The sequence below is a fragment of the Pseudoduganella buxea genome, from assembly GCF_009720835.1.
In the GTDB taxonomy this organism is placed as follows: domain Bacteria; phylum Pseudomonadota; class Gammaproteobacteria; order Burkholderiales; family Burkholderiaceae_D; genus Rugamonas; species Rugamonas buxea.
Genome location: NZ_WNKZ01000099.1, coordinates 1 through 19,134, shown reverse-complemented (window position 1 = coordinate 19,134; position 19,134 = coordinate 1). Strand labels below are relative to the sequence as shown.

The following is a 19,134-nucleotide window of genomic DNA, read 5'->3' as shown; positions in this document are numbered from 1 at the left end:
CCCGGCTGACCGGCGTGGCCCTGCGCACCTTGAGCGGCACCGGCACCGTCACGCTCGACACGGCGCGCTCGCCCGCGCTGCCGCTGGCCTTGCCCGACCTGGCGGCGGGCGCCAGCCACACGGTACGGCTGTACTTCAACGTGCCGGCCGGCGTGAAGCGCTTCTCGGTCACGGAAAGCGGTGAGCTGAGCGACATCTTCGGCCGCAGCTACAAATTCTCGATCAACCAGTCGGTGATTCCATGAAGGGGACTAGCATGCTGGAACAATTTCGCACTTTCCGCCCGCGCGTGCTGGCGCTGGCGGCCACCCTGGCCCTGTGCGCGCAGACGGCGCTGGCTGCGCCCATCTGGAGCGCCGCCACCTTGCCGGGCAACGGCGTGGTGGCCGGCGCGGCCGGCAGCACGGTGGGCTGGGGCTACGAGATCGTCAACCCGGAAGCGGCCCTTTGGCTGGTGCTGACCGGAGTCAGCGCCGACGTGTTCGAACACGGCACGCCACTGGCCCTGTTCGACCTGCCCGTGATCGCGCCGGCTGCCAGCGTCAGCACGCCGTTCGACGGCGTGGCCGGCCTGTATGGCCTGGCCTGGGATGCCGATGCGCCGGAAGGCTTCTCCAACCTGGGCAACTTCGTGCTGACGGCCGAGTGGTGGGATGGCGACCCGTTCGCCGGCGGGCGCCTGGTCGAGCAGGCCGACGCCTTGAGCCTGGCGTATTCGGCCACCGTGGGCCCCCGTCAGGGTCCGGGCGAAGTGCCGGCGCCTTCGGTGCCGGTGCTGCTGCTGGTGGGCGGCGCGGCCTGGCTGATGGCGCGCAGGGTTGCGCCGGGCGCCGTGCAGACGTCCACCGTCTGCCACGCGCTTTCGGCCCGGTAGGGGCCTTCGGCCTCGACGCGGGCGCCCGGCTCGATGGCCAGCGCCTGCGTTACCCGTGCCGGGTCGGCGCAGGGCGGCCCGCCTTCGCCATGGTGATACTGGATGACGACGGGCGTGCCGCCGGCCGGGCGCAGTTCCAGCCAGCAGGCGGCATCGCGCCGGCATCCCCGCTGGTTGCGGATGACGGTGCCGCCCACGTGCGCCGTGCCGTCGGCGCGGATGGTCACCACGGTGTCGGCACGGCTGCCGCAGGCCGGCAGCGACGTTGCCAACAGGATCGCCAGCAGTGTCATTGGCAGGGCGGGCATCAGGGTGGCTAGGGGCGCTGGCATGACGGTCTCTCCTCGACGGGACTGTGACACAGCATGGCACAGCGTTTGTGTTTTGACAAAAAAGCGGTGCCGGTGCAAACTGTAACTTCGACGTCCGAAGTTGTAGTGATCTATAGCGGAGGCAGCAATGTTCCAGTCCAAACTACCAAGAGACCTGCACGCACCGAACTGGGTGCGTGTGGCCATCAATGTCGCGGCCGGGGCCGCCCTCGGCGTGCTGGCCGGGGCGCTGTTGCTGATGGCATTGGGTGCCACCGGCTGACACCGGTTGCTACGATAGGCCCGACACGGTGCGCCGGCAGCACGCCGCCGCGATCGTCGGCCATTGCCATGCCATTAAGATGTATTTAAGTGTAAGACCAGGTCTATTCGGTTGACCACGCTTTCGTGCGGGCCTATAGTGGCGGGATGATTTCCGACTTCCAAGACCTCTCCGACAAGATCGAGCAGTTGGCCGAGCTGACGCACAGCCTGCGGCGTGAGAACGCTCAGCTGCGCCAGGCCAACGCTGCCCTTGTCGCCGAAAACATCAGTTTCCAGCGCCGCCTCGGCGAGGCGCATCAGCGCGTCTCGGCCCTGCTTGCGAAGATCACGCCGCCCGAACTGGAACCGGCGGTTGAAGAACCCGTGAAAGAGGACGCGCAATGATTCCCGTCGACGTCAATATCATGGGCCAGCCCTATCGCCTGGTCTGCAAGGAAGGCGAAGAGCGGGCGCTGCGCGAAGCGGCCAGCCTGCTCGACAAGAAGATGACGACGATCCGCGACACGGGCAAGGTCAAGGGCAACGACCGCATCGCAGTGATGGCCGCGCTGTCGATGGCGGCCGAGTTCCTGACGGCCAAAGCGCCGGCCGGCCCCTTGTCGGACATGTCGTTGCTGGAAGTGCAGCAGAAGATCGGTGCCATGCAGCGCGTGCTCGACAGTGCGCTGACACCCCAGGAAGCCCTGTTCTGATCCTGGTCCGAAAGAGCGTCCCGTTCAAATTAGGTCTTTCAATCGCTTCGATTGAGGAGTAAACTCCGTGTCACCCTGCAGTGTTCGCGATTGTCATATATTCCTTGAACCATTTACATGCATCGGTTGCGGAAAATTGTTCGGCGGGCGTGAGCGTCGCTAGTCCGATGAACCCGAAGTTGAACTGACTGTGACCACCTTGAACCGTAAGGTTCGGGATGCCGGCATAGCGGCACAGGCGGGGCCTAATTAGTTGGACATCGTTGTATGAAGTCGAAAAGCGGTTGGCAGCATCGGAAGATGCGCCACCGTTTTTTTTCGTCCGCGTTTTATGCGGTTTTTTATTTTGTCCGCGAGGCCGCCGATGGCGAAACAATACTGGTTGATGAAATCCGAACCCGATGATGTCAGTTTCGACGACGTGCTGGCAGCGCCCGGCCAGACGACATCGTGGTATGGCGTGCGCAATTACCAGGCCCGCAATTTCATCCGCGACGGCATGAAGGAGGGCGACGGCGTGCTGTTCTACCACTCCAGCTGCGCCGTGCCGGGCATCGCCGGCATCGCCGAAATCGCCAGCGCGCCGTATCCCGATGCCAGCCAGTTCGATGCCGCCAGCCCGTACCACGACCCGAAAGCGACGCCCGAGCAGCCGCGCTGGACGGGCATCGACGTGAAAGCCGTGCACAAGGGCCGCTACCTGGACCTGAAGGAACTGCGCAGTCACCCGGAACTGGAGCACATGCGCCTGCTGGCCAAGGGCAGCAGGCTGTCCGTCATGCCGGTCGAACCGGACGAGTGGCGCTTTATCGTCAAGCTGATCGGAAAGTAGGCGGCCGGTAAAAAGGCAGCCGAGGCTGCCTTTGCTTCATGCGCGCTGGGCCGCCGCCGGCGCGGCCCCGTAGATATTGCGCCGGTACGACCACACCAGCATGGCGATAGCGGCCACGATCATCGGCAGCGACAGCACCTGGCCCGACGTGATGGGCAGGCCCAGCACGGTGGTTTCCCAGTCCGGCGTGCGGAAGTATTCCGTGAAGAAGCGTGCGCAGCCGTACAGCAGGGTGTACATGGCGCCGACGGCCAGGCGCGGCCGGGCGCGGCGGGCGAACGGCCACAGGACCAGGAAGACGACGATGCCGTCCACCAGCATCTGGTAGAGCGAGGACGGGTGGCGCGGCAGCGCATCCACGTTCGGCATGATCATGGCCCAGGGCAACGCCGCATCGGCCACGCGGCCCGGCAGTTCGGCATTGATGAAATTGCCCAGGCGCCCGCAGGCATACCCCAGCGGCACCATCGGCGCGATGAAGTCATACACGTCCAGCAGGTTGCGCCCGCTCTTGCGCGACCAGAACCACATGGCGATCAGCACGCCCAGGAAGCCGCCATGGAAGCTCATGCCGCCGTGCCACACCTTGAAGATTTCCAGCGGTGTCAGGAACAGGTGGGGCTGGTAGAAGATCACTTCGCCCAGGCGCCCGCCGAGGACGACGCCCAGCATGCCGTAGAACAGCATGTCGTCGAGGTCCTGGTTGTTCCAGCCCAGTGCGGCGATATGGGGCTGGCGGATGCGCACACGGCCCAGCGCGATGAACAGCGCGAAGGCCAGCACATACATCAGGCCATACCAGTGGATGTCGACGGGGCCGATGGAAAAGGCGACCGGGTTGGGCATCGGGTGGATCAGCATTCAGTTCTCTTTCTCATCAAATCCAGGAAGCCCTTCAGCACGGGCGAGGCATTGTCGCGGCGCCAGGCCAGCCCCGTCTCGACCAGGGGCGTGCCATGCGCCAGCGGGCGATATTCTACTCCCGGGCGTTGCAGGTTGGACACCGATTGTGGCACAAGTGCGATCCCCATGCCGGCCGAGACGAGGCTGACGATGGTCTGCATCTGGATCGCTTCCTGGCCGATGACGGGTGTCAGGCCGGCAGTGCGGAACACGGCCAGGATGGCGTCGTACAGGCCTGGTGATATGGGGCGGGGAAAGATAATCAACGGCAGCGGCGGCAAGCTGCGCAGATCGGCCTCGCGCTTGCCGCGCAGTGCAGGCAGGTTGGCCGGCGAACACAGGATCAGCGGCTCGGACAGCACCGGCACGTAGTCCAGTTCCAGCCGGGCCTTGTCCGTCAGCGGCGGGATCAACAGGCCTGCGTCGACGCGGCCGTGCAGCAGCTCGTCGAGCTGGCGGTCCGACGTCGCTTCCTGCAGCGTAATCTGTACATCGGGGAAGGCGGCCCGGTAGGCCCGTAGCGAAGGGGGCAGCACGCTGTAGTCGGCCGACGACACGAAGGCCAGCGCCAATTTACCCATCTCGCCCGCGGCGGCGCGCCGCACCAGGCCGGGTAGTTCGCCCGCCTGGGCCAGCAGGCGCCGCGCCTCGGGCAGCAGGGCCTCGCCGGCCGGCGTCAGCGCCACGCCGCGGCGGTTACGCTCGAACAGCGGCGCGCCCAGCATGTCCTCCAGCGCCAGGACGGTCTGCGACAGCGGCGGCTGCGTCATGTGCAGGCGGCGTGCGGCACGGCCGAAGTGCAATTCTTCGGCCACGGTGACGAAATAGCGCAGCTGGCGCAGTTCGATATTGCTTGCCATGCGAGGGGGAACCTCTGATATCTATTGTGAATCACAGGGCATTAAATCATATATTTGACAACTGGAGTGCCGAAGCGCACGCTGTCTGTCTTTCACGCCGTTCCGAGGAGACACCCCATGCCCACTTATCGTTCCTACACCACGACCCAGGGTCGCAACATGGCCGGCGCCCGTGCGCTGTGGCGCGCGACGGGCATGAAGGATGGCGATTTCAGCAAACCGATCATCGCCGTCGTCAATTCCTTTACCCAGTTCGTGCCGGGCCACGTGCACTTGAAGGACCTGGGCCAGATGGTGGCGCGCGAGATCGAGGCAGCTGGCGGCGTCGCCAAGGAATTCAATACCATCGCCGTCGACGACGGCATCGCCATGGGCCACGGCGGGATGCTGTACTCGCTGCCGTCGCGCGACCTGATCGCCGACTCGGTGGAATACATGGTGAACGCCCACTGCGCCGACGCGATGGTGTGCATCTCGAACTGCGACAAGATCACGCCCGGCATGCTGATGGCCGCGATGCGGCTGAATATCCCCGTCGTGTTCGTGTCCGGCGGGCCGATGGAAGCGGGCAAGGTCGTCAAGGTGGTCAACAACGACCGCAAGATCATCAAGCTGGACCTGGTGGACGCCATGATCAAGGCTGGCGACTCGACCGTGTCGGATGCCGACGTGGCCGAAATCGAGCGTTCGGCCTGTCCGACCTGCGGTTCCTGCTCCGGCATGTTCACGGCCAACTCGATGAACTGCCTGGTCGAAGCGCTGGGCCTGGCGCTGCCGGGCAACGGCACCGTGCTTGCCACCCACTCGGACCGCAAGGAGCTGTTCCTGCGTGCCGGCCGCCTGATCGTCGACCTGGCCAAGCGCCACTACGAAGGCGACGACTATTCCGTGCTGCCCCGCTCGATCGCCACCAAGGCCGCCTTCGAGAACGCGATGGCGCTGGACGTGTCGATGGGCGGCTCGACCAACACCGTGCTGCACCTGCTGGCCGCGGCCCACGAGGCCCAGGTGGAATTCACGATGGCCGACATCGACCGCATCTCGCGCAAGGTGCCCTGCCTGTGCAAGGTGGCGCCGATGACGGACAAGTACCATATCGAGGACGTGCACCGCGCCGGCGGCATCATCTCGATCCTGGGCGAACTGGCCCGCGCCGGCCTGCTGGACACGTCGCTGCCGACGGTGCACAGCCCGACCATGGGCGAAGCCATCGAGAAGTACGATATCCGCCGCAGCGACGATCCTGCCGTGCACCAGCTGTTCCGCGCGGCGCCCGGCGGCGTGCCGACCCAGATGGCGTTCTCGCAGTCGGAACGTTTCGACGCCAATGACCTGGACCGCAGCACCGGCTGCATCCGCGACCGCGAGCATGCCTACTCGCAGGACGGCGGCCTGGCGGTCCTGTATGGCAACCTGGCCGAGAAGGGCTGCATCGTCAAGACGGCCGGCGTGGACGAAAGCATCCTGACCTTCTCCGGCAAGGCGCGCGTGTTCGAAAGCCAGGATGCGGCGGTGGAAGCGATCCTGGCCGACACGGTGCACGAGGGCGACGTCGTCATCATCCGCTACGAGGGACCCAAGGGCGGCCCGGGCATGCAGGAGATGCTGTACCCGACGTCGTACATCAAGTCCAAGGGCCTGGGCAAGGCTTGCGCCCTGTTCACGGACGGGCGCTTCTCCGGCGGCTCGTCGGGCCTGGTGATCGGCCACGCGTCGCCGGAAGCGGCCGAAGGCGGCGCCATCGGCCTGGTGGAAGAGGGCGACATGATCGACATCGACATCCCGAACCGCAGGATCAACCTGCGCATCGACGCCGCCGAACTGGCCGCCCGCCGGGCGACAATGGAAGCGAAAGGTGCCGGCGCCTGGCTGCCTGTCAACCGCGACCGCTACGTCTCGCAAGCGCTGCAAGCCTACGCCGCGCTGACCACCTCGGCCGACCGGGGCGCCGTGCGCGACCTGTCGCAGCTGAAGCGCTGAGCCGCGCCAGCACAGTCGAGCTTGTGTCCACCCTGGGGGTGAAGCAGGGGTTTCGAGGAATATTTTCCTCGCCTGCGAAACGGCAATGGCTTGCAAGCCATCGCCTGTCAGACCCCGACATGGACACGAGCTCGGCTGTGCTACGCATCAGCCCGTGTCCTTGTCAGGGTCTGACCCCACGCGACACGGGCCCGGCTGTAGCGGCCTACTTCTTGCCCTTGGGGCCGCCAAAGCTGTTCTTGACGCGCTCCTTGCGCCGTTTCTCGTCTTCGTTGTGGGCCTTGCGCTTGTCCAGGCCCAGCAGCGGCTCGATGAATTCGAACCAGGCGAAGGCGAATACCATCAGGCCGACGATCCACCACCAGGACAGGTCGGCGAAGCGCCATACTTCGAAGAAGCGCAGCGCGCAGAGTGCAATGATGGCAAGAATGATGGGCATGGAGGACTCCTTTGCCCCATCTTACAAAACTCCAGCTTTACATGCAGTAACATTTTAACCGTCAACGCCCGCGCTGCCACGGCCGTTATCCGGTCAACTGCTCGCGGTTGCTCTGCTACATAAAAGGAGTAAAATCGTCGACAGATTACTTTGGAGAAATCGATGAAACGTTCCATGATGGTTGCAGCGGTGTTTGCCTCGGCCCTGGTGTCGCAGGCGGCAATGGCGAGTGCGGACTTGGCCAAGGCGAAAAATTGCATGGCTTGCCACGCCGTCGCGAACAAGCTGGTCGGTCCTGCCTACAAGGATGTGGCGGCCAAATACGCCGGCCAGAAGGATGCCGAATCCAAGCTGGTGGCGAAGGTCATCAAGGGCGGCGCCGGTGTATGGGGCGCGATCCCGATGCCGGCCAATCCACAGGTGAGCGACGCGGAAGCGCGCACACTGGTGAAATGGATCCTGGCGCAGAAGTAATCCGCTAACGCTGATTTTTGCGCCACCCATGAAAAAGCCGGGCATTGCCCGGCTTTCTGCTTTCTGCAAGACCAGCGGCGACGCTTACTTCACCACTTCGATCAAGGTTCGTTTGCCGCCCTTGAAGGTGTATAAGGTCAGCGCGCCGTCGCGGATGTCGCCGAAGCTGTCGAAGGCGATGTCGCCCGTGATGCCCGCGTACTTGACCTTGGCCAGGTAGGGCAGGTACTTCTTCGGATCGGCCGATTTCGCTTCCGCCATGGCGGTTGCCATCGTCATCACGGCGTCGTAGGCGTACGGCGCGTAGATCTGCAGGCTTTCGTTGTAGCGTTTTTTATAGCGCTCGCCGAATTCGGCCATCTTCTTTTCCTGCTCCGGCGTGATGCCGCCCGCCTCGGCGCAGACGATCGACTCGTCGCCGGCGGTGGCGCCGGCCAGCCGTGGCATCGCTTCCGTGCAGATGCCGTCGCCGCCCATCAGCTTGGCCTTGATGCCCAGCGCGCGCATCTGGCGCAGCAGGGGGCCGCCCACGGAATCCATGCCGCCGAAGAAGACCAGGTCGGGATTCTTCGAGCGGATGCTGGTCAGGATGGCGTTGAAATCCGTCGCCTTGTCGTTGGTGAATTCGCGTGCGACGATCTGCACGGCGCCGGCACCGGCCTTGCGCGCGCCCTTGCCGAATTCATCCGCCACGCCCTGGCCGTAGGCCGTGCGGTCGTCGATGACGGCGATCTTCTTCGCGCCCAGCTTCTGCACGGCATACTGGCCCAGCGAGGCGCCGAGCTTGTTGTCGTTGGCGACCACGCGGAAGGTCGTGTTGAACTTCTGGTGCGTGTAGACGGGGCTGGTGGCCGAGGCGGAAATCTGCGGAATGCCCGCGTTGTAGTAGATCCGCGATGCCGGGATCGACGTGCCCGATGTCTGGTGGCCGATCATGCCGTTGATCTTCGCGTCGGCCAGCTTCTGCGCGGCGGACGTGGCCTGCTTCGGATCGGCCGCGTCGTCCTCGGCCAGCAGCACGAATTTCACGGGCTTGCCGTCGATCTTGAAGCCCTTGGCGTTCAGGTCCTCGACGGCCAGGCGGGTGCCGTTCTGGGTGTCCTTGCCCAGATGGGCGGACTGGCCCGACATCGGGCCGGCGTAGCCGATCTTGACCACTTCCTGCGCCTGGGCGCCGGCCGCGAACACCAGCGCGTTGGCCACCACGATGGCAAGGGGAATCAGCTTCGTTTGCATATACGTTTTACTCCAATCGACATGCGGCCACCGCATAAGGGGCCGCACAAAAAACAAGGGCCGTCCACAAAGGGACGGCCCGCTCGGATTGTCTCCTGTTCTTGTATCCTTACTTGATGACTTCCATGCGCGTCTTCTTGCCGCCCGTGTAGGTGAACAAGGTCAGCGCGCCGTCGCGGATGTCGCCGAATTCATCGAAGGTGATCAGGCCCGTCACGCCCTGGTACTTCACCTTGGCCAGGAAAGGCAGGTATTTCTTCGGATCGGACGAGCCGGCATCCTGCATCGCCTGCGCCATCGTCATCACGGAGTCGTACACATACGGTGCGTACAGCTGCACTTCCTGGTTGTACTGCTTCTTGTAGCGGGCACGGAAGTCGTCCATGTTCTTCTGCAGTTCCGGCGGCACGCCGCCTGCTTCGGCACAGGTGACGACGCCGTCGGCCGCAGCCGTGCCGGCCAGGCGCGGCAGGGCGTCCGTGCAGACGCCGTCGCCGCCCATGAATTTCGCATTGATGCCCAGCGCCTTCATCTGGCGCAGCAGCGGCCCACCCACGGCGTCCATGCCGCCGAAGAAGACCAGGTCCGGATTCTTGGCCTTGATGCTGGTCAGGATGGCATTGAAGTCGGTCGCCTTGTCGTTGGTGAACTGCTTGTCGACGATCTGCACGCCGGGCGCCTTGGCACCCTTGATGAATTCGCTCGCGACACCCTGGCCATAGGCCGTACGGTCGTCGATGACGGCGATCTTCTTCGCGCCCAGTTTCGTCACGGCGTACTTGCCCAGCGTGCCGCCCAGCTTGTTATCGTTGGCGACGATGCGGAAGGCCGTGTTGAATTTCTGCTTCGTGTACGTTGGGATCGTGGAGGCCGGCGAAATCTGCGGGATGCCAGCATTATAGTAGATGCGCGAGGCCGGCACGGTCGTGCCCGAGTTCAGGTGGCCGATGACGCCGTGCACTTTGGCGTCCACCAGCTTCTGCGCCACGGTCGTGCCCTGTTTCGGGTCGGCACCGTCGTCTTCCAGCACCAGCACGAATTTCACGGGCTTGCCGCCGATCTTGATGCCTTTGGCGTTCAGATCGGCAACAGCCATATTGGCGCCGTTCTCGTTATCCTTGCCGAGGTGGGCCTGGGCGCCCGATACGGGGCCGACGTGACCGATCTTGACGATTTCCTGGGCACCCACGGTGCCCGCAAAGGCGGCGGCAATCACAACTGCAATGAACTTCGTCTGCATACTCGTTCTCCACGTCGATTTTGGTTGTCGGCTCTCTAAACGCCGTTTCAATGCGAGAAGGTACAGCAAAATTTTCAATTGGCAAAGACGGCAGCCGCGCTTTTTTCATCCACGCACCAGGGCGGTGACGCGCCGGGCGAGCGCCGCACCGGCCGGGAGCATGGATTCACTTCTTCCGGGCTTGCAGATGGGTGATTTCCTGCTGCACGGCGCGGGCGACGATCTTGCCGATCGTGTCCTGCAAGCCGTGGCGGATTTGCATCGTCAGCTCGTGCGCCGCCTGGTCCAGCACGGCGGCCATGCTGTCCTTGATGCGCTGTTCCAGCACGAAGTCCACCCGCGTGTTCAGCTGCTGCAGCACGCTTTCGTGCAGCCGGCGCTCCAGCTGTTCCCACTCCGCGGCACTGAGCACGCCGGTGTCCGGCAGCGGTGGCGCGGCAGGCTGCGGGTCCGGCGCCGTGACAGGCTCGCGCAATACTTCGGTCAGCACGGGAATGCCCGGATCGAACGGGGGAGCCTGGTTCATGATTTTCCTATGCTCAGGTGAGTGGGCTGGTAATCCTGCCGCTTGTAGGCAACGAAACGCAGGCGGCCGGCGGCGGCATCGGCTTCATCGGTGGAAATTACTTCGATCAGGCGGGGGAAGCTCTCGAAATGGGCGGGCGCGCGCCGGGCCAGATTGACCAGCAGGTCGGCCGCCGGCAGTTCGGCCGCGTCGCTGTGGGCCAGCACGATGGGCGTATCCGGCGCCAGCGGGTCGTTCACGTCCACATGGGGCAGGAAGTCGGCGGCGGAAAACGACCACAGCGCCGCATCCAGTTCGGCCTGCTGCGCCGCGTCCTCCGTCATCACGACGATGCGGTTGCGTGCGCCATAGGCCTTGCGGATCAGGCGGCAGGCATAGGCGATCTTGTCGGGAACGTTGGTGTGGAAGTCGATGCGAGTCATGCCGCTATTGTAAGGCCGGCGCCGTGGCCCGATGTTGACGGGGGTGGGCCCCATGGAAAACGGCGCCATGCCGCCGGTGGACCCGGCCGGCATGGCGCCGCCTGTGCGACGACGGTCAGGCCGCCATGCCGCTGTGGCGCAGCAGCGCGTCGATCGACGGCTCGCGGCCGCGGAAGGCCGTGAACGATTCCAGCGCCGGGCGCGAGCCGCCCACGGACAGGATCTCGCGCAGGAACTTCTCGCCCGTCTGCACGGGCAGCTTGCCGCCTTCCAGCGCCGTGGCTTCCTCGAAGGCCGCGTAGGCGTCGGCGGACAGCACCTCGGCCCATTTGTAGCTGTAGTAGCCGGCCGCGTAGCCGCCGGCGAAGATGTGGCCGAAGGAGTTCTGGAAGCGGTTGAAGGCCGGCGGCACGATGACGGCGAACTTGCCGCGCACTTCGTCGATGACGTCCTGCACGGACTTGCCGCTGGCGGGATCGTAATCGTAGTGCAGGTGCATATCCAGCAGCGAGAACTCGACCTGGCGCAGGGTCTGCAGGCCGGACTGGAAGTTCTTTGCCGCCAGCATCTTGTCGTACAGCGCGCGCGGCAGCGGCTGGCCCGTCTGCACGTGCGACGTCATGTGCGACAGCACGTCCCACTCCCAGCAGAAGTTTTCCATGAACTGCGACGGCAGCTCCACCGCATCCCACTCGACGCCGGAAATGCCGGACACGCCCAGTTCCTCGACGGTGGTCAGCATGTGGTGCAGGCCATGGCCGAATTCATGGAACAGCGTGATCACTTCATCGTGCGTGAACAGGGCCGGCTGCACCTTGCCGTCGATGACGGACGGCTCGGTGAAGTTGCAGGTCAGGTAGGCCACGGGCGTCTGCAGGCGGCCCGCCTCGACGCGGCGGCTGCGGGCGTCGTCCATCCACGCGCCGCTGTTCTTGCCCGGGCGGGCATACAGGTCCAGGTAGAACTGGCCCACCAGGTGGCCGTCCCGCTCGATGCGGAAGAAGCGCACGTCCTTGTGCCACACGGGCGCCTCGTCCGGCGCGATGGTGACGGAGAACAGGTTCTGCACCAGCTTGAACAGGCCGTTGACGACCTGGTGCTCGGGGAAGTACTGCTTCACTTCATGGGCCGAGAACGAATAGCGGTGCTGCTGCAGCTTTTCGGAAGCGTAGGGCAGGTCCCATGCTTCGAGCTTGTCCATGCCCAGCTTGTCGCGGGCGAAATCGGCCAGTTCGGCCAGGTCCTTTTCCGCATATGGGCGGGCGCGCCGGGCCAGGTCTTCCAGGAACTCGATCACGTGCTCGGGGCTTTGCGCCATCTTCGGCACCAGCGACACTTCGGCGAAGTTCTTGTAGCCCAAGAGCTGCGCCTCTTCCGCGCGCAGCTTCAGCAAGGTGACGATATTGGCGCCGTTGTCCCATTTTTCCCGCTCGCTGAACACGTCACCCAGCTCGGAAGCCTTGGTGGCATTGGCGCGGTAGACCTTCTCGCGCAGCGCGCGGCTGTCCGCGAACTGCAGGATCGGATAGTACGAAGGGAAGTGCAGCGTGAACTGCCAGCCGGTCTTGCCGTTCTTCGCGGCCAGCGACTTGGCCGCATGCTTGACGTCTTCCGGCAGGCCGGCCAGTTCCGCTTCATCGTCCACCACCATGCTCCAGTCGTTGGTGGCGTCCAGCACGTTCTCGGAAAAGCGCGTCGACACGGCCGCATGTTCTTCCTGGATGTCGGCAAAGCGCTCCTTCTGCGCCGGCGGCAGCTCGGCGCCGCCCATGCGGAAGTCGCGGATGGCGTTTTCCACAATGCGCTGCTTGGCCGGCGACAGCGTGGCGAATTCGGCGCTGTCCTTCAGGGCCTTGTACTTGGCGAACAGGGCCTCGTTCTGCGACAGCTCGGTCCAGAACTCCGTCACCTTCGGCAGGTTTTCGTTGTAGACGGCGCGCAGCTCGGGCGTATCGACGACATTGTTCAGGTGACTGACGATGCCCCAGGCGCGGCCCAGCAGCTCCGTGCTGTCTTCCAGCGGCGTGACGAAACCCTGCCACGAAACCTGCCCGGTGGGCGCTTCCAGCTGCGCCACCACGGCGCGGTTCTGCGCCAGCAGCTCGTCGATGGCCGGCGTCACGTGTTCGGGCCGGATCGCGTCGAAGCGGGGCAGGCCGCTGAAGTCCAGCAGGGGGTTGTCAGTCGTCATAGTTTGTCCAGTCCTGGTTGGAAGCGGCTGAAGGGGCGCTTACGCCTTCTCAGCCGATTCAATAGTATTCATCAACAGCATCGTGATCGTCATCGGTCCCACGCCACCCGGCACCGGCGTAATGTGCGCGGCCACTTCGCGGATGGCGGCAAAATCGACGTCGCCACACAGCTTGCCATTATCGTCGCGATTCATGCCCACATCGATCACGATTGCGTCCGGCTTGACCATGTCTGCCGTCAGCGTGTTGCGGCGGCCAACGGCCGCCACCACCACGTCGGCCTGGCGGGTGTACAGGCCCAGGTCCGGCGTTGCGCTATGGCAGATGGTGACGGTGGCGTTGGCTTGCAAGAGCAGCAGGGCCATTGGTTTACCCACCGTGTTGCTGCGGCCGATGACGACGGCATGCTTGCCGCGCAGGTCGACGCCGGTCGATTCGATCAGCTTCATGCAGCCATACGGCGTGCACGGGCGGAAACCGTCCAGGCCCGTCATCAGTTCGCCGGCCGACAGCACCGAGTAGCCGTCGACGTCCTTGGCCGTCGAAATGGCCTCGATCACCTTGTGCGGGTTGATGTGCTTCGGCAGCGGCATCTGCACCAGGATGCCGTGGATGGCCGGGTCTGCGTTCAGGGCCGCGATGCGCGCCAGCAGGGCCTCTTCCGTCAGGTCGGCTTCGTACTTCTCCAGCACCGAATGGATCCCCACGTCGCCGCAGGCCTTAACCTTGTTGCGCACATACACCTGGCTGGCGGGGTCCTCGCCCACCAGGATCACGGCCAGGCCGGGCTGCTTGCCCTTGGCGGTCAATGCCGCAGCGCGGGAGGCGATTTCGGCACGCAGTTTTTGGGAGAGGGCGATTCCGTCGATGGATTGGGCTGGCATGGTCAATGGACTGAGGAAGGATGAAAGAGCGACATTATAAAACGAGGCTTTATGCGGCGTTGCACCATTTTCTCATAGGGTGATTTCACAATATGAAAAGTCATTGCGCATTTTGAAAAAGCCCGAATTCACTGTTAGAATCCTCACACTTCGTTAATGTCTTAGTAAATAATCACCCCCACGCGTCCGCGACGGTCACAGCATCGGTTCGGGCTCAATCAAACTTAGGAGACTAGATACATGTCAGCTCAACTTGACCAGGTCACGGCCCAAACCGCCAACGATCCGGACGCACTGGAAACCAAGGAATGGCTGGAGGCGCTGGAAGCCGTCCTTGAAAACGAAGGCCCCGAACGCGCCCACTACCTGATGGAGCGCCTGGTCGACCTGGCCCGCCGCCGCGGCGCCCAGATCCCGTTCTCCGCCAATACCGCCTACGTCAACACCATCCCCGCCCACGTCGGCGCCCACTGCCCCGGCAACCTGGAATACGAAGAGCGCCTGCGCTCGTGGATGCGCTGGAACGCGATGGCGATGGTGGTCCGGGCCAACCGCGCCGACGGCGACCTGGGTGGCCACCTGTCCTCGTTCGCCTCGCTGGCGAACATGCTGGGCATCGGCTTCAACCACTTCTGGCGCGCCGCGTCGGAAGAGCATGGCGGCGACCTGCTGTACATCCAGGGCCACTCGGCGCCCGGCGTCTACGCGCGCGCGTTCCTGGAAGGCCGCCTGACGGAAGAACAGCTGATCAACTTCCGCAAGGAAGTGGACGGCAAGGGACTGTCCTCGTATCCGCACCCGAAACTGATGCCCGAGTTCTGGCAGTTCCCCACCGTGTCGATGGGCCTGGGCCCGCTGATGGCGATCTACCAGGCACGCTTCCTGAAGTACCTGCACGCCCGCGGCATCGCCAATACGGACGGCCGCAAGGTGTGGGCCTTCTGCGGCGACGGCGAGATGGACGAACCGGAGTCGCTGGGCGCCATCGGCATGGCCGCCCGCGAGCAGCTGGACAACCTCGTCATCGTCGTCAACTGCAACCTGCAGCGCCTGGACGGCCCCGTGCGCGGCAATGGCAAGATCATCCAGGAACTGGAAGGCGAGTTCCGCGGCGCCGGCTGGAACGTCGTGAAAGTCATCTGGGGCCCGGGCTGGGACGAGCTGCTGGCCAAGGACAAGGAAGGCATCCTGCAGCGCGTCATGATGGAAACCATCGACGGCGAATACCAGAACTACAAGGCCAAGGACGGCGCCTTCGTGCGCAAGCACTTCTTCGGCAAGCATCCGAAGCTGCTGGAAATGGTCGCCAACATGAGCGACGACGACATCTGGCGCCTGACGCGCGGCGGCCACGACCCGCACAAGATCTACGCCGCCTTCAAGGTCGCGCAGGAAGCGAAGGGCCAGCCGACCGTGCTGCTGGTGAAGACCGTCAAGGGCTACGGCATGGGCAAGTCGGGCGAGGCGCGCAATACGGCGCACCAGACCAAGAAGCTCGACGACGAAGCCATCCGCGAAATGCGCGACCGCTTCAACATCCCAATTCCGGATGACAAGCTGGCCGAGATCCCGTTCTTCAAGCCGTCCGACGACGCGCCGGAAATGAAGTACCTGCACGAGCGCCGCAAGGCCCTGGGCGGCTATCTGCCGTACCGCCGCATGAAGGCCGACGAGACGCTGGTGGTGCCACCGCTGGAAGCGTTCAAGGCCGTGCTGGACCCGACCCCGGAAGGCCGCGAGATCTCGACCACGCAATCGTTTGTGCGCATCATCACGGCGCTGCTGCGCGACCAGAGCCTGGGCCAGCGCATCGTGCCGATCCTGGTCGACGAATCGCGTACCTTCGGCATGGAAGGCCTGTTCCGCCAGATCGGCATCTTCAACCAGCAGGGTCAGTTGTACGAGCCGGTCGACAAGGACCAGGTGATGTACTACCGCGAGGACAAGGCCGGCCAGATCCTGCAGGAGGGCATCAACGAAGCGGGCGGCATGAGCTCGTGGATCGCCGCGGCCACGTCGTACTCGACCAACAACCGCGTGATGATCCCGTTCTTCACGTACTACTCGATGTTCGGCATGCAGCGCGTGGGCGACCTGGCCTGGGCCGCCGGCGACATGCGCGCACGCGGCTTCATGATGGGCGGCACCGCCGGCCGCACGACCTTGAACGGCGAAGGCCTGCAGCACGAGGACGGCCACAGCCACCTGTTCGCCGCGGCCATCCCGAACTGCCTGCCGTACGACCCGACCTTCGGCCACGAGCTGGCGGTCATCATTCATGACGGCCTGCGCCGCATGGTGACGGAACAGGAAGACGTGTTCTACTACATCACCATCATGAACGAGAACTACTCGCACCCGGGCCTGAAGGAAGGCCAGGAAGAGGGCATCCTGAAGGGCATGTACCTGCTGCAGCAGGGCGCCGCCAACACCGCCCAGCGCGTGCAGCTGATCGGTTCGGGCACCATCCTGCGCGAGTCGATCTTCGCCGCCGAGCTGCTGGAAAAAGACTGGGGCATCGCCGCCGACGTCTGGTCCGCACCGTCGCTGACCCTGGTCGCCCGCGACGGCCAGGACGCCGAACGGTGGAACCTGGTCAACCCGACCAAGGAACAGCGCGTGCCGTACGTGACGAGCCTGTTCACGGACACGCAAGGCCCGATCATCGCCACCACCGACTACATGCGCCTGTATGCAGAGCAGATCCGCGCCTTCATGCCGAAGGACCGGACCTACCGTGTGCTGGGCACCGACGGTTTCGGCCGCTCCGACAGCCGCGCCAAGCTGCGCGAGTTCTTCGAAGTGAACCGCTACTACATCACGGTCGCGGCCCTGCGCTCGCTGGCCGAGGAAGGCAAGATCGAGATGGCCGTCGTCGAGCAGGCCGTGGTCAAGTACGGCCTGAATCCGAACAAGCCAAATCCGGTGACCCAATAACGAGAATACGGAGCAAACGCTATGAGCATTGTGGAAGTCAAAGTCCCGGATATCGGTGATTTCAAGGAAGTCGAGATCATCGAGCTGATGGTCAAGGTCGGCGACACGATCAAGGTGGACCAGTCGCTGATCACCGTGGAATCGGACAAGGCGTCGATGGAGATTCCGTCGTCGCAGGCCGGCGTGGTCAAGGAAATCAAGGTCAAGGTGGGCGACAAGGTCGCCGAAGGTTCGCTGCTGCTGATGGTGGAGGCCGAAGGTGCCGCCGCTGCCGCACCCGCAGCTGCTTCTACTGCTGCCGCGCCAGCCGCTGCCGCTCCTGCTCCGGCGGCAGCTGCCCCGGCACCGGCGCCGGCAGCCGCCGCACCGGCCGCGGCCGGCGGCCCGGTCGACGTGAAGGTGCCGGACATCGGCGACTTCAAGGAAGTCGAAGTGATCGAAGTGATGGTCAAGGTGGGCGACACGATCAAGAAGGACCAGTCGCTGATCACCGTCGAATCGGACAAGGCCTCGATGGAGATTCCGTCCTCGCACGACGGCGTCGTCAAGGAAATCAGGATCAAGGTGGGCGACAAGGTTGCCGAAGGCTCCGTCGTGCTGGTGGTCGAAGCCACCGGCGGCGCTGCCGCCCCTGCTGCTGCCCCAGCCGCTGCACCGGCCGCCGCCGCTTCTGCACCCGCTCCGGCAGCTGCCGCCGCGTCGGCACCGGCTGCCGCCCCTGCCGCCGCCGCCGCATCTGCGCCAGCCGCGCCGGGCGTATCCGGCAAGCTGGCCCACGCTTCGCCGTCGGTGCGTAAATTCGCCCGCGAACTGGGTGTCGAGATCGGCCGCGTGCCGGGCTCCGGTCCGAAGGGCCGCATCACCCAGCAGGACGTGCAGAACTTCGTCAAGGGCGTGATGGCCGGCACCACCGCCGCGCCGAACGCACCGACCGCCGCCGCCGGCGGTGGCGCCGGCATGAACCTGCTGCCATGGCCGTCGCTGGACTTCTCCAAGTTCGGCGAAACGGAACTGCAGCCGCTGCCGCGCATCAAGAAGATCTCCGGCCCGAACCTGCACCGCAACTGGGTCATGATCCCGCACGTGACGCAGTTCGAGGATGCCGACATCACGGACCTGGAAGCCTTCCGCGTCGAGTCGAACAACGCCAACGCGAAGAACAAGGAAGCGACCAAGCTGACGATGCTGGCCTTCGTCATCAAGGCCTCCGTGGCCGCGCTGAAGAAGTACCCTTCGTTCAATTCCTCGCTGGACGCAAACGGCGAGAACCTGATCCTGAAGAAGTACTACAACATCGGCTTCGCCGCCGATACGCCGAACGGCCTGGTGGTCCCCGTCATCAAGAACGCGGACCAGAAGAGCGTGACGCAGATCGCCAAGGAAATGACGGAGCTGTCGCTGCAGGCCCGCGAAGGCAAGCTGAAACCGGCCGACATGCAGGGCGCCACGTTCACCATCTCGTCGCTGGGTGGCATCGGCGGCTCGCACTTCACGCCGATCGTGAACGCGCCGGAAGTGGCCATCCTGGGCCTGTCGAAGGCGTCGATGAAGCCCGTATGGGACGGCAAGGCCTTCCAGCCGCGCCTGATGATGACCCTGTCGCTGTCGTATGACCACCGGGTCGTCGACGGCGCCTCCGGTGCCCGCTTCGCCGCGTATCTGGCCGATGTCCTGGCCGATATGCGCAAGATCCTGCTGTAAGGAGAACGCTCGATGAGCATCGTAGAAGTGAAGGTACCGAATATCGGCGACTTCAAGGAAGTGGAAGTCATCGAACTGATGATCAAGCCGGGCGACACGATCAAGGTCGACCAGTCGCTGGTGACGGTGGAGTCGGACAAGGCGTCGATGGAGATTCCGTCGACCCACGCCGGCGTGGTCCAGGAAATCAAGATCAAGGTGGGCGACAAGGTGTCCGAAGGGACCTTGCTGCTGATGGTGGAAGAAGCCGCCGGTGCTGCTGCGGCGCCTGCTGCTGCACCTGCCGCCGGTGCGCCGGCCTCGCCGGTGGCCACGCCGGCAGAGAAGGGCGCCGCGCCCGGCCAGG

The 19,134-nt window shown here is 64.5% G+C and carries 20 protein-coding genes and 1 other RNA gene; 12 read left to right on the top strand and 9 right to left on the bottom strand.

Annotation, left to right across the window (positions count from 1 at the left end; genetic code table 11):
* The 7 genes from GM672_RS28465 to GM672_RS23655 form a co-directional block, all read left to right on the top strand.
* Positions 1–245: hypothetical protein (locus tag GM672_RS28465; protein ID WP_170300212.1), on the top strand; the 245-nt coding region annotated here is incomplete at its 5' end.
* Between the two features lie 11 nt (positions 246–256).
* A complete protein-coding gene (locus GM672_RS23675; protein WP_155472991.1) occupies positions 257–874 on the top strand; it encodes a hypothetical protein in 618 nt (205 codons plus the stop codon).
* A gap of 459 nt (positions 875–1,333) precedes the next feature.
* Entirely contained in the window at positions 1,334–1,468 is a 135-nt protein-coding gene (locus GM672_RS29595; protein ID WP_260098582.1) for a hypothetical protein, read from the top strand.
* Positions 1,469–1,614: 146 nt separating this feature from the next.
* Positions 1,615–1,854 carry a hypothetical protein gene (locus GM672_RS23670; protein WP_155472990.1) on the top strand — a complete coding sequence of 80 codons (240 nt, stop codon included), beginning with the start codon at positions 1,615–1,617 and terminating at the stop codon, positions 1,852–1,854.
* Complete coding sequence (locus GM672_RS23665) at positions 1,851–2,162, top strand: cell division protein ZapA (RefSeq protein WP_155472989.1); 312 nt, start codon at positions 1,851–1,853, stop codon at positions 2,160–2,162. Before GM672_RS23670 ends, GM672_RS23665 begins: the two co-directional genes overlap by 4 nt.
* A 69-nt stretch (positions 2,163–2,231) precedes the next feature.
* A non-coding RNA gene (ssrS, locus tag GM672_RS23660) (6S RNA) lies at positions 2,232–2,411 on the top strand.
* A gap of 115 nt (positions 2,412–2,526) precedes the next feature.
* The gene (locus tag GM672_RS23655; protein WP_229417906.1) at positions 2,527–2,994 is read left to right on the top strand and encodes an EVE domain-containing protein; all 468 of its coding nucleotides are present in this window, start codon (positions 2,527–2,529) and stop codon (positions 2,992–2,994) included.
* 36 nt (positions 2,995–3,030) lie between these two features.
* On the opposite strand, the gene lgt is transcribed toward GM672_RS23655, so the two are convergent.
* Together lgt and GM672_RS23645 are read right to left on the bottom strand one after the other, a co-directional pair.
* A complete protein-coding gene (lgt, locus tag GM672_RS23650; RefSeq protein WP_155472987.1) occupies positions 3,031–3,855 on the bottom strand; it encodes a prolipoprotein diacylglyceryl transferase in 825 nt (274 codons plus the stop codon).
* Entirely contained in the window at positions 3,849–4,757 is a 909-nt protein-coding gene (locus GM672_RS23645; RefSeq protein WP_155472986.1) for a LysR family transcriptional regulator, read from the bottom strand. Before GM672_RS23645 ends, lgt begins: the two co-directional genes overlap by 7 nt.
* A gap of 117 nt (positions 4,758–4,874) precedes the next feature.
* On the opposite strand from GM672_RS23645, the gene ilvD reads away from it, so the two are divergent.
* Positions 4,875–6,737: a dihydroxy-acid dehydratase gene (ilvD, locus tag GM672_RS23640; protein ID WP_155472985.1), complete on the top strand. Its 1,863-nt coding sequence runs from the start codon at positions 4,875–4,877 to the stop codon at positions 6,735–6,737.
* Positions 6,738–6,942: 205 nt separating this feature from the next.
* On the opposite strand, the gene GM672_RS23635 is transcribed toward ilvD, so the two are convergent.
* Entirely contained in the window at positions 6,943–7,176 is a 234-nt protein-coding gene (locus GM672_RS23635; protein ID WP_155472984.1) for a TIGR04438 family Trp-rich protein, read from the bottom strand.
* Between the two features lie 162 nt (positions 7,177–7,338).
* On the opposite strand from GM672_RS23635, the gene GM672_RS23630 reads away from it, so the two are divergent.
* Positions 7,339–7,650: a c-type cytochrome gene (locus tag GM672_RS23630; protein ID WP_155472983.1), complete on the top strand. Its 312-nt coding sequence runs from the start codon at positions 7,339–7,341 to the stop codon at positions 7,648–7,650.
* A gap of 84 nt (positions 7,651–7,734) precedes the next feature.
* Here the strand turns inward: GM672_RS23630 and GM672_RS23625 are convergent, their stop codons facing one another.
* The 6 genes from GM672_RS23625 to folD form a co-directional block, all read right to left on the bottom strand.
* Positions 7,735–8,886 carry a branched-chain amino acid ABC transporter substrate-binding protein gene (locus tag GM672_RS23625; RefSeq protein ID WP_155472982.1) on the bottom strand — a complete coding sequence of 384 codons (1,152 nt, stop codon included), beginning with the start codon at positions 8,884–8,886 and terminating at the stop codon, positions 7,735–7,737.
* A 109-nt stretch (positions 8,887–8,995) separates the two neighbouring features.
* Positions 8,996–10,126 (bottom strand): branched-chain amino acid ABC transporter substrate-binding protein, encoded by a 1,131-nt coding sequence (locus GM672_RS23620; protein WP_155472981.1) that lies wholly within the window; start codon positions 10,124–10,126, stop codon positions 8,996–8,998.
* 166 nt (positions 10,127–10,292) lie between these two features.
* Positions 10,293–10,652: a DUF2486 family protein gene (locus GM672_RS23615; RefSeq protein ID WP_155472980.1), complete on the bottom strand. Its 360-nt coding sequence runs from the start codon at positions 10,650–10,652 to the stop codon at positions 10,293–10,295.
* Positions 10,649–11,074, bottom strand: a complete 426-nt coding sequence (locus GM672_RS23610) for a DNA polymerase III subunit chi (RefSeq protein ID WP_155472979.1) — start codon at positions 11,072–11,074, stop codon at positions 10,649–10,651. The genes GM672_RS23615 and GM672_RS23610 overlap by 4 nt, the downstream gene beginning before the upstream one ends.
* Positions 11,075–11,189: 115 nt before the next feature.
* Positions 11,190–13,265, bottom strand: coding sequence for a M3 family metallopeptidase (locus tag GM672_RS23605; RefSeq protein ID WP_155472978.1), 2,076 nt, complete (start codon positions 13,263–13,265; stop codon positions 11,190–11,192).
* 39 nt (positions 13,266–13,304) lie between these two features.
* Positions 13,305–14,150, bottom strand: coding sequence for a bifunctional methylenetetrahydrofolate dehydrogenase/methenyltetrahydrofolate cyclohydrolase FolD (gene folD, locus GM672_RS23600; protein WP_155472977.1), 846 nt, complete (start codon positions 14,148–14,150; stop codon positions 13,305–13,307).
* A gap of 240 nt (positions 14,151–14,390) precedes the next feature.
* Between folD and aceE the strand changes: the two genes are divergently transcribed.
* The 3 genes from aceE to GM672_RS23585 form a co-directional block, all read left to right on the top strand.
* Positions 14,391–17,087 (top strand): pyruvate dehydrogenase (acetyl-transferring), homodimeric type, encoded by a 2,697-nt coding sequence (gene aceE, locus GM672_RS23595; protein ID WP_155472976.1) that lies wholly within the window; start codon positions 14,391–14,393, stop codon positions 17,085–17,087.
* A 21-nt stretch (positions 17,088–17,108) separates the two neighbouring features.
* A complete protein-coding gene (gene aceF / locus GM672_RS23590) occupies positions 17,109–18,788 on the top strand; it encodes a dihydrolipoyllysine-residue acetyltransferase (protein ID WP_155472975.1) in 1,680 nt (559 codons plus the stop codon).
* Between the two features lie 12 nt (positions 18,789–18,800).
* The coding region (locus tag GM672_RS23585; RefSeq protein ID WP_308807463.1) for a biotin/lipoyl-containing protein at positions 18,801–19,134 on the top strand (334 nt) is incomplete at its 3' end.

What these genes read in the sequence shown, in the direction of transcription:
- GM672_RS23675 (WP_155472991.1), top strand. Translation starts at nt 257, where the DNA reads ATGCTGGAACAATTTCGCACTTTCCGCCCGCGCGTGCTGGCGCTGGCG.
- GM672_RS29595 (WP_260098582.1), top strand. Translation starts at nt 1,334, where the DNA reads ATGTTCCAGTCCAAACTACCAAGAGACCTGCACGCACCGAACTGGGTG.
- GM672_RS23670 (WP_155472990.1), top strand. Translation starts at nt 1,615, where the DNA reads ATGATTTCCGACTTCCAAGACCTCTCCGACAAGATCGAGCAGTTGGCC.
- GM672_RS23665 (WP_155472989.1), top strand. Translation starts at nt 1,851, where the DNA reads ATGATTCCCGTCGACGTCAATATCATGGGCCAGCCCTATCGCCTGGTC.
- GM672_RS23655 (WP_229417906.1), top strand. Translation starts at nt 2,527, where the DNA reads ATGGCGAAACAATACTGGTTGATGAAATCCGAACCCGATGATGTCAGT.
- lgt (WP_155472987.1), bottom strand. Translation starts at nt 3,855, where the DNA reads ATGCTGATCCACCCGATGCCCAACCCGGTCGCCTTTTCCATCGGCCCC.
- GM672_RS23645 (WP_155472986.1), bottom strand. Translation starts at nt 4,757, where the DNA reads ATGGCAAGCAATATCGAACTGCGCCAGCTGCGCTATTTCGTCACCGTG.
- ilvD (WP_155472985.1), top strand. Translation starts at nt 4,875, where the DNA reads ATGCCCACTTATCGTTCCTACACCACGACCCAGGGTCGCAACATGGCC.
- GM672_RS23635 (WP_155472984.1), bottom strand. Translation starts at nt 7,176, where the DNA reads ATGCCCATCATTCTTGCCATCATTGCACTCTGCGCGCTGCGCTTCTTC.
- GM672_RS23630 (WP_155472983.1), top strand. Translation starts at nt 7,339, where the DNA reads ATGAAACGTTCCATGATGGTTGCAGCGGTGTTTGCCTCGGCCCTGGTG.
- GM672_RS23625 (WP_155472982.1), bottom strand. Translation starts at nt 8,886, where the DNA reads ATGCAAACGAAGCTGATTCCCCTTGCCATCGTGGTGGCCAACGCGCTG.
- GM672_RS23620 (WP_155472981.1), bottom strand. Translation starts at nt 10,126, where the DNA reads ATGCAGACGAAGTTCATTGCAGTTGTGATTGCCGCCGCCTTTGCGGGC.
- GM672_RS23615 (WP_155472980.1), bottom strand. Translation starts at nt 10,652, where the DNA reads ATGAACCAGGCTCCCCCGTTCGATCCGGGCATTCCCGTGCTGACCGAA.
- GM672_RS23610 (WP_155472979.1), bottom strand. Translation starts at nt 11,074, where the DNA reads ATGACTCGCATCGACTTCCACACCAACGTTCCCGACAAGATCGCCTAT.
- GM672_RS23605 (WP_155472978.1), bottom strand. Translation starts at nt 13,265, where the DNA reads ATGACGACTGACAACCCCCTGCTGGACTTCAGCGGCCTGCCCCGCTTC.
- folD (WP_155472977.1), bottom strand. Translation starts at nt 14,150, where the DNA reads ATGCCAGCCCAATCCATCGACGGAATCGCCCTCTCCCAAAAACTGCGT.
- aceE (WP_155472976.1), top strand. Translation starts at nt 14,391, where the DNA reads ATGTCAGCTCAACTTGACCAGGTCACGGCCCAAACCGCCAACGATCCG.
- aceF (WP_155472975.1), top strand. Translation starts at nt 17,109, where the DNA reads ATGAGCATTGTGGAAGTCAAAGTCCCGGATATCGGTGATTTCAAGGAA.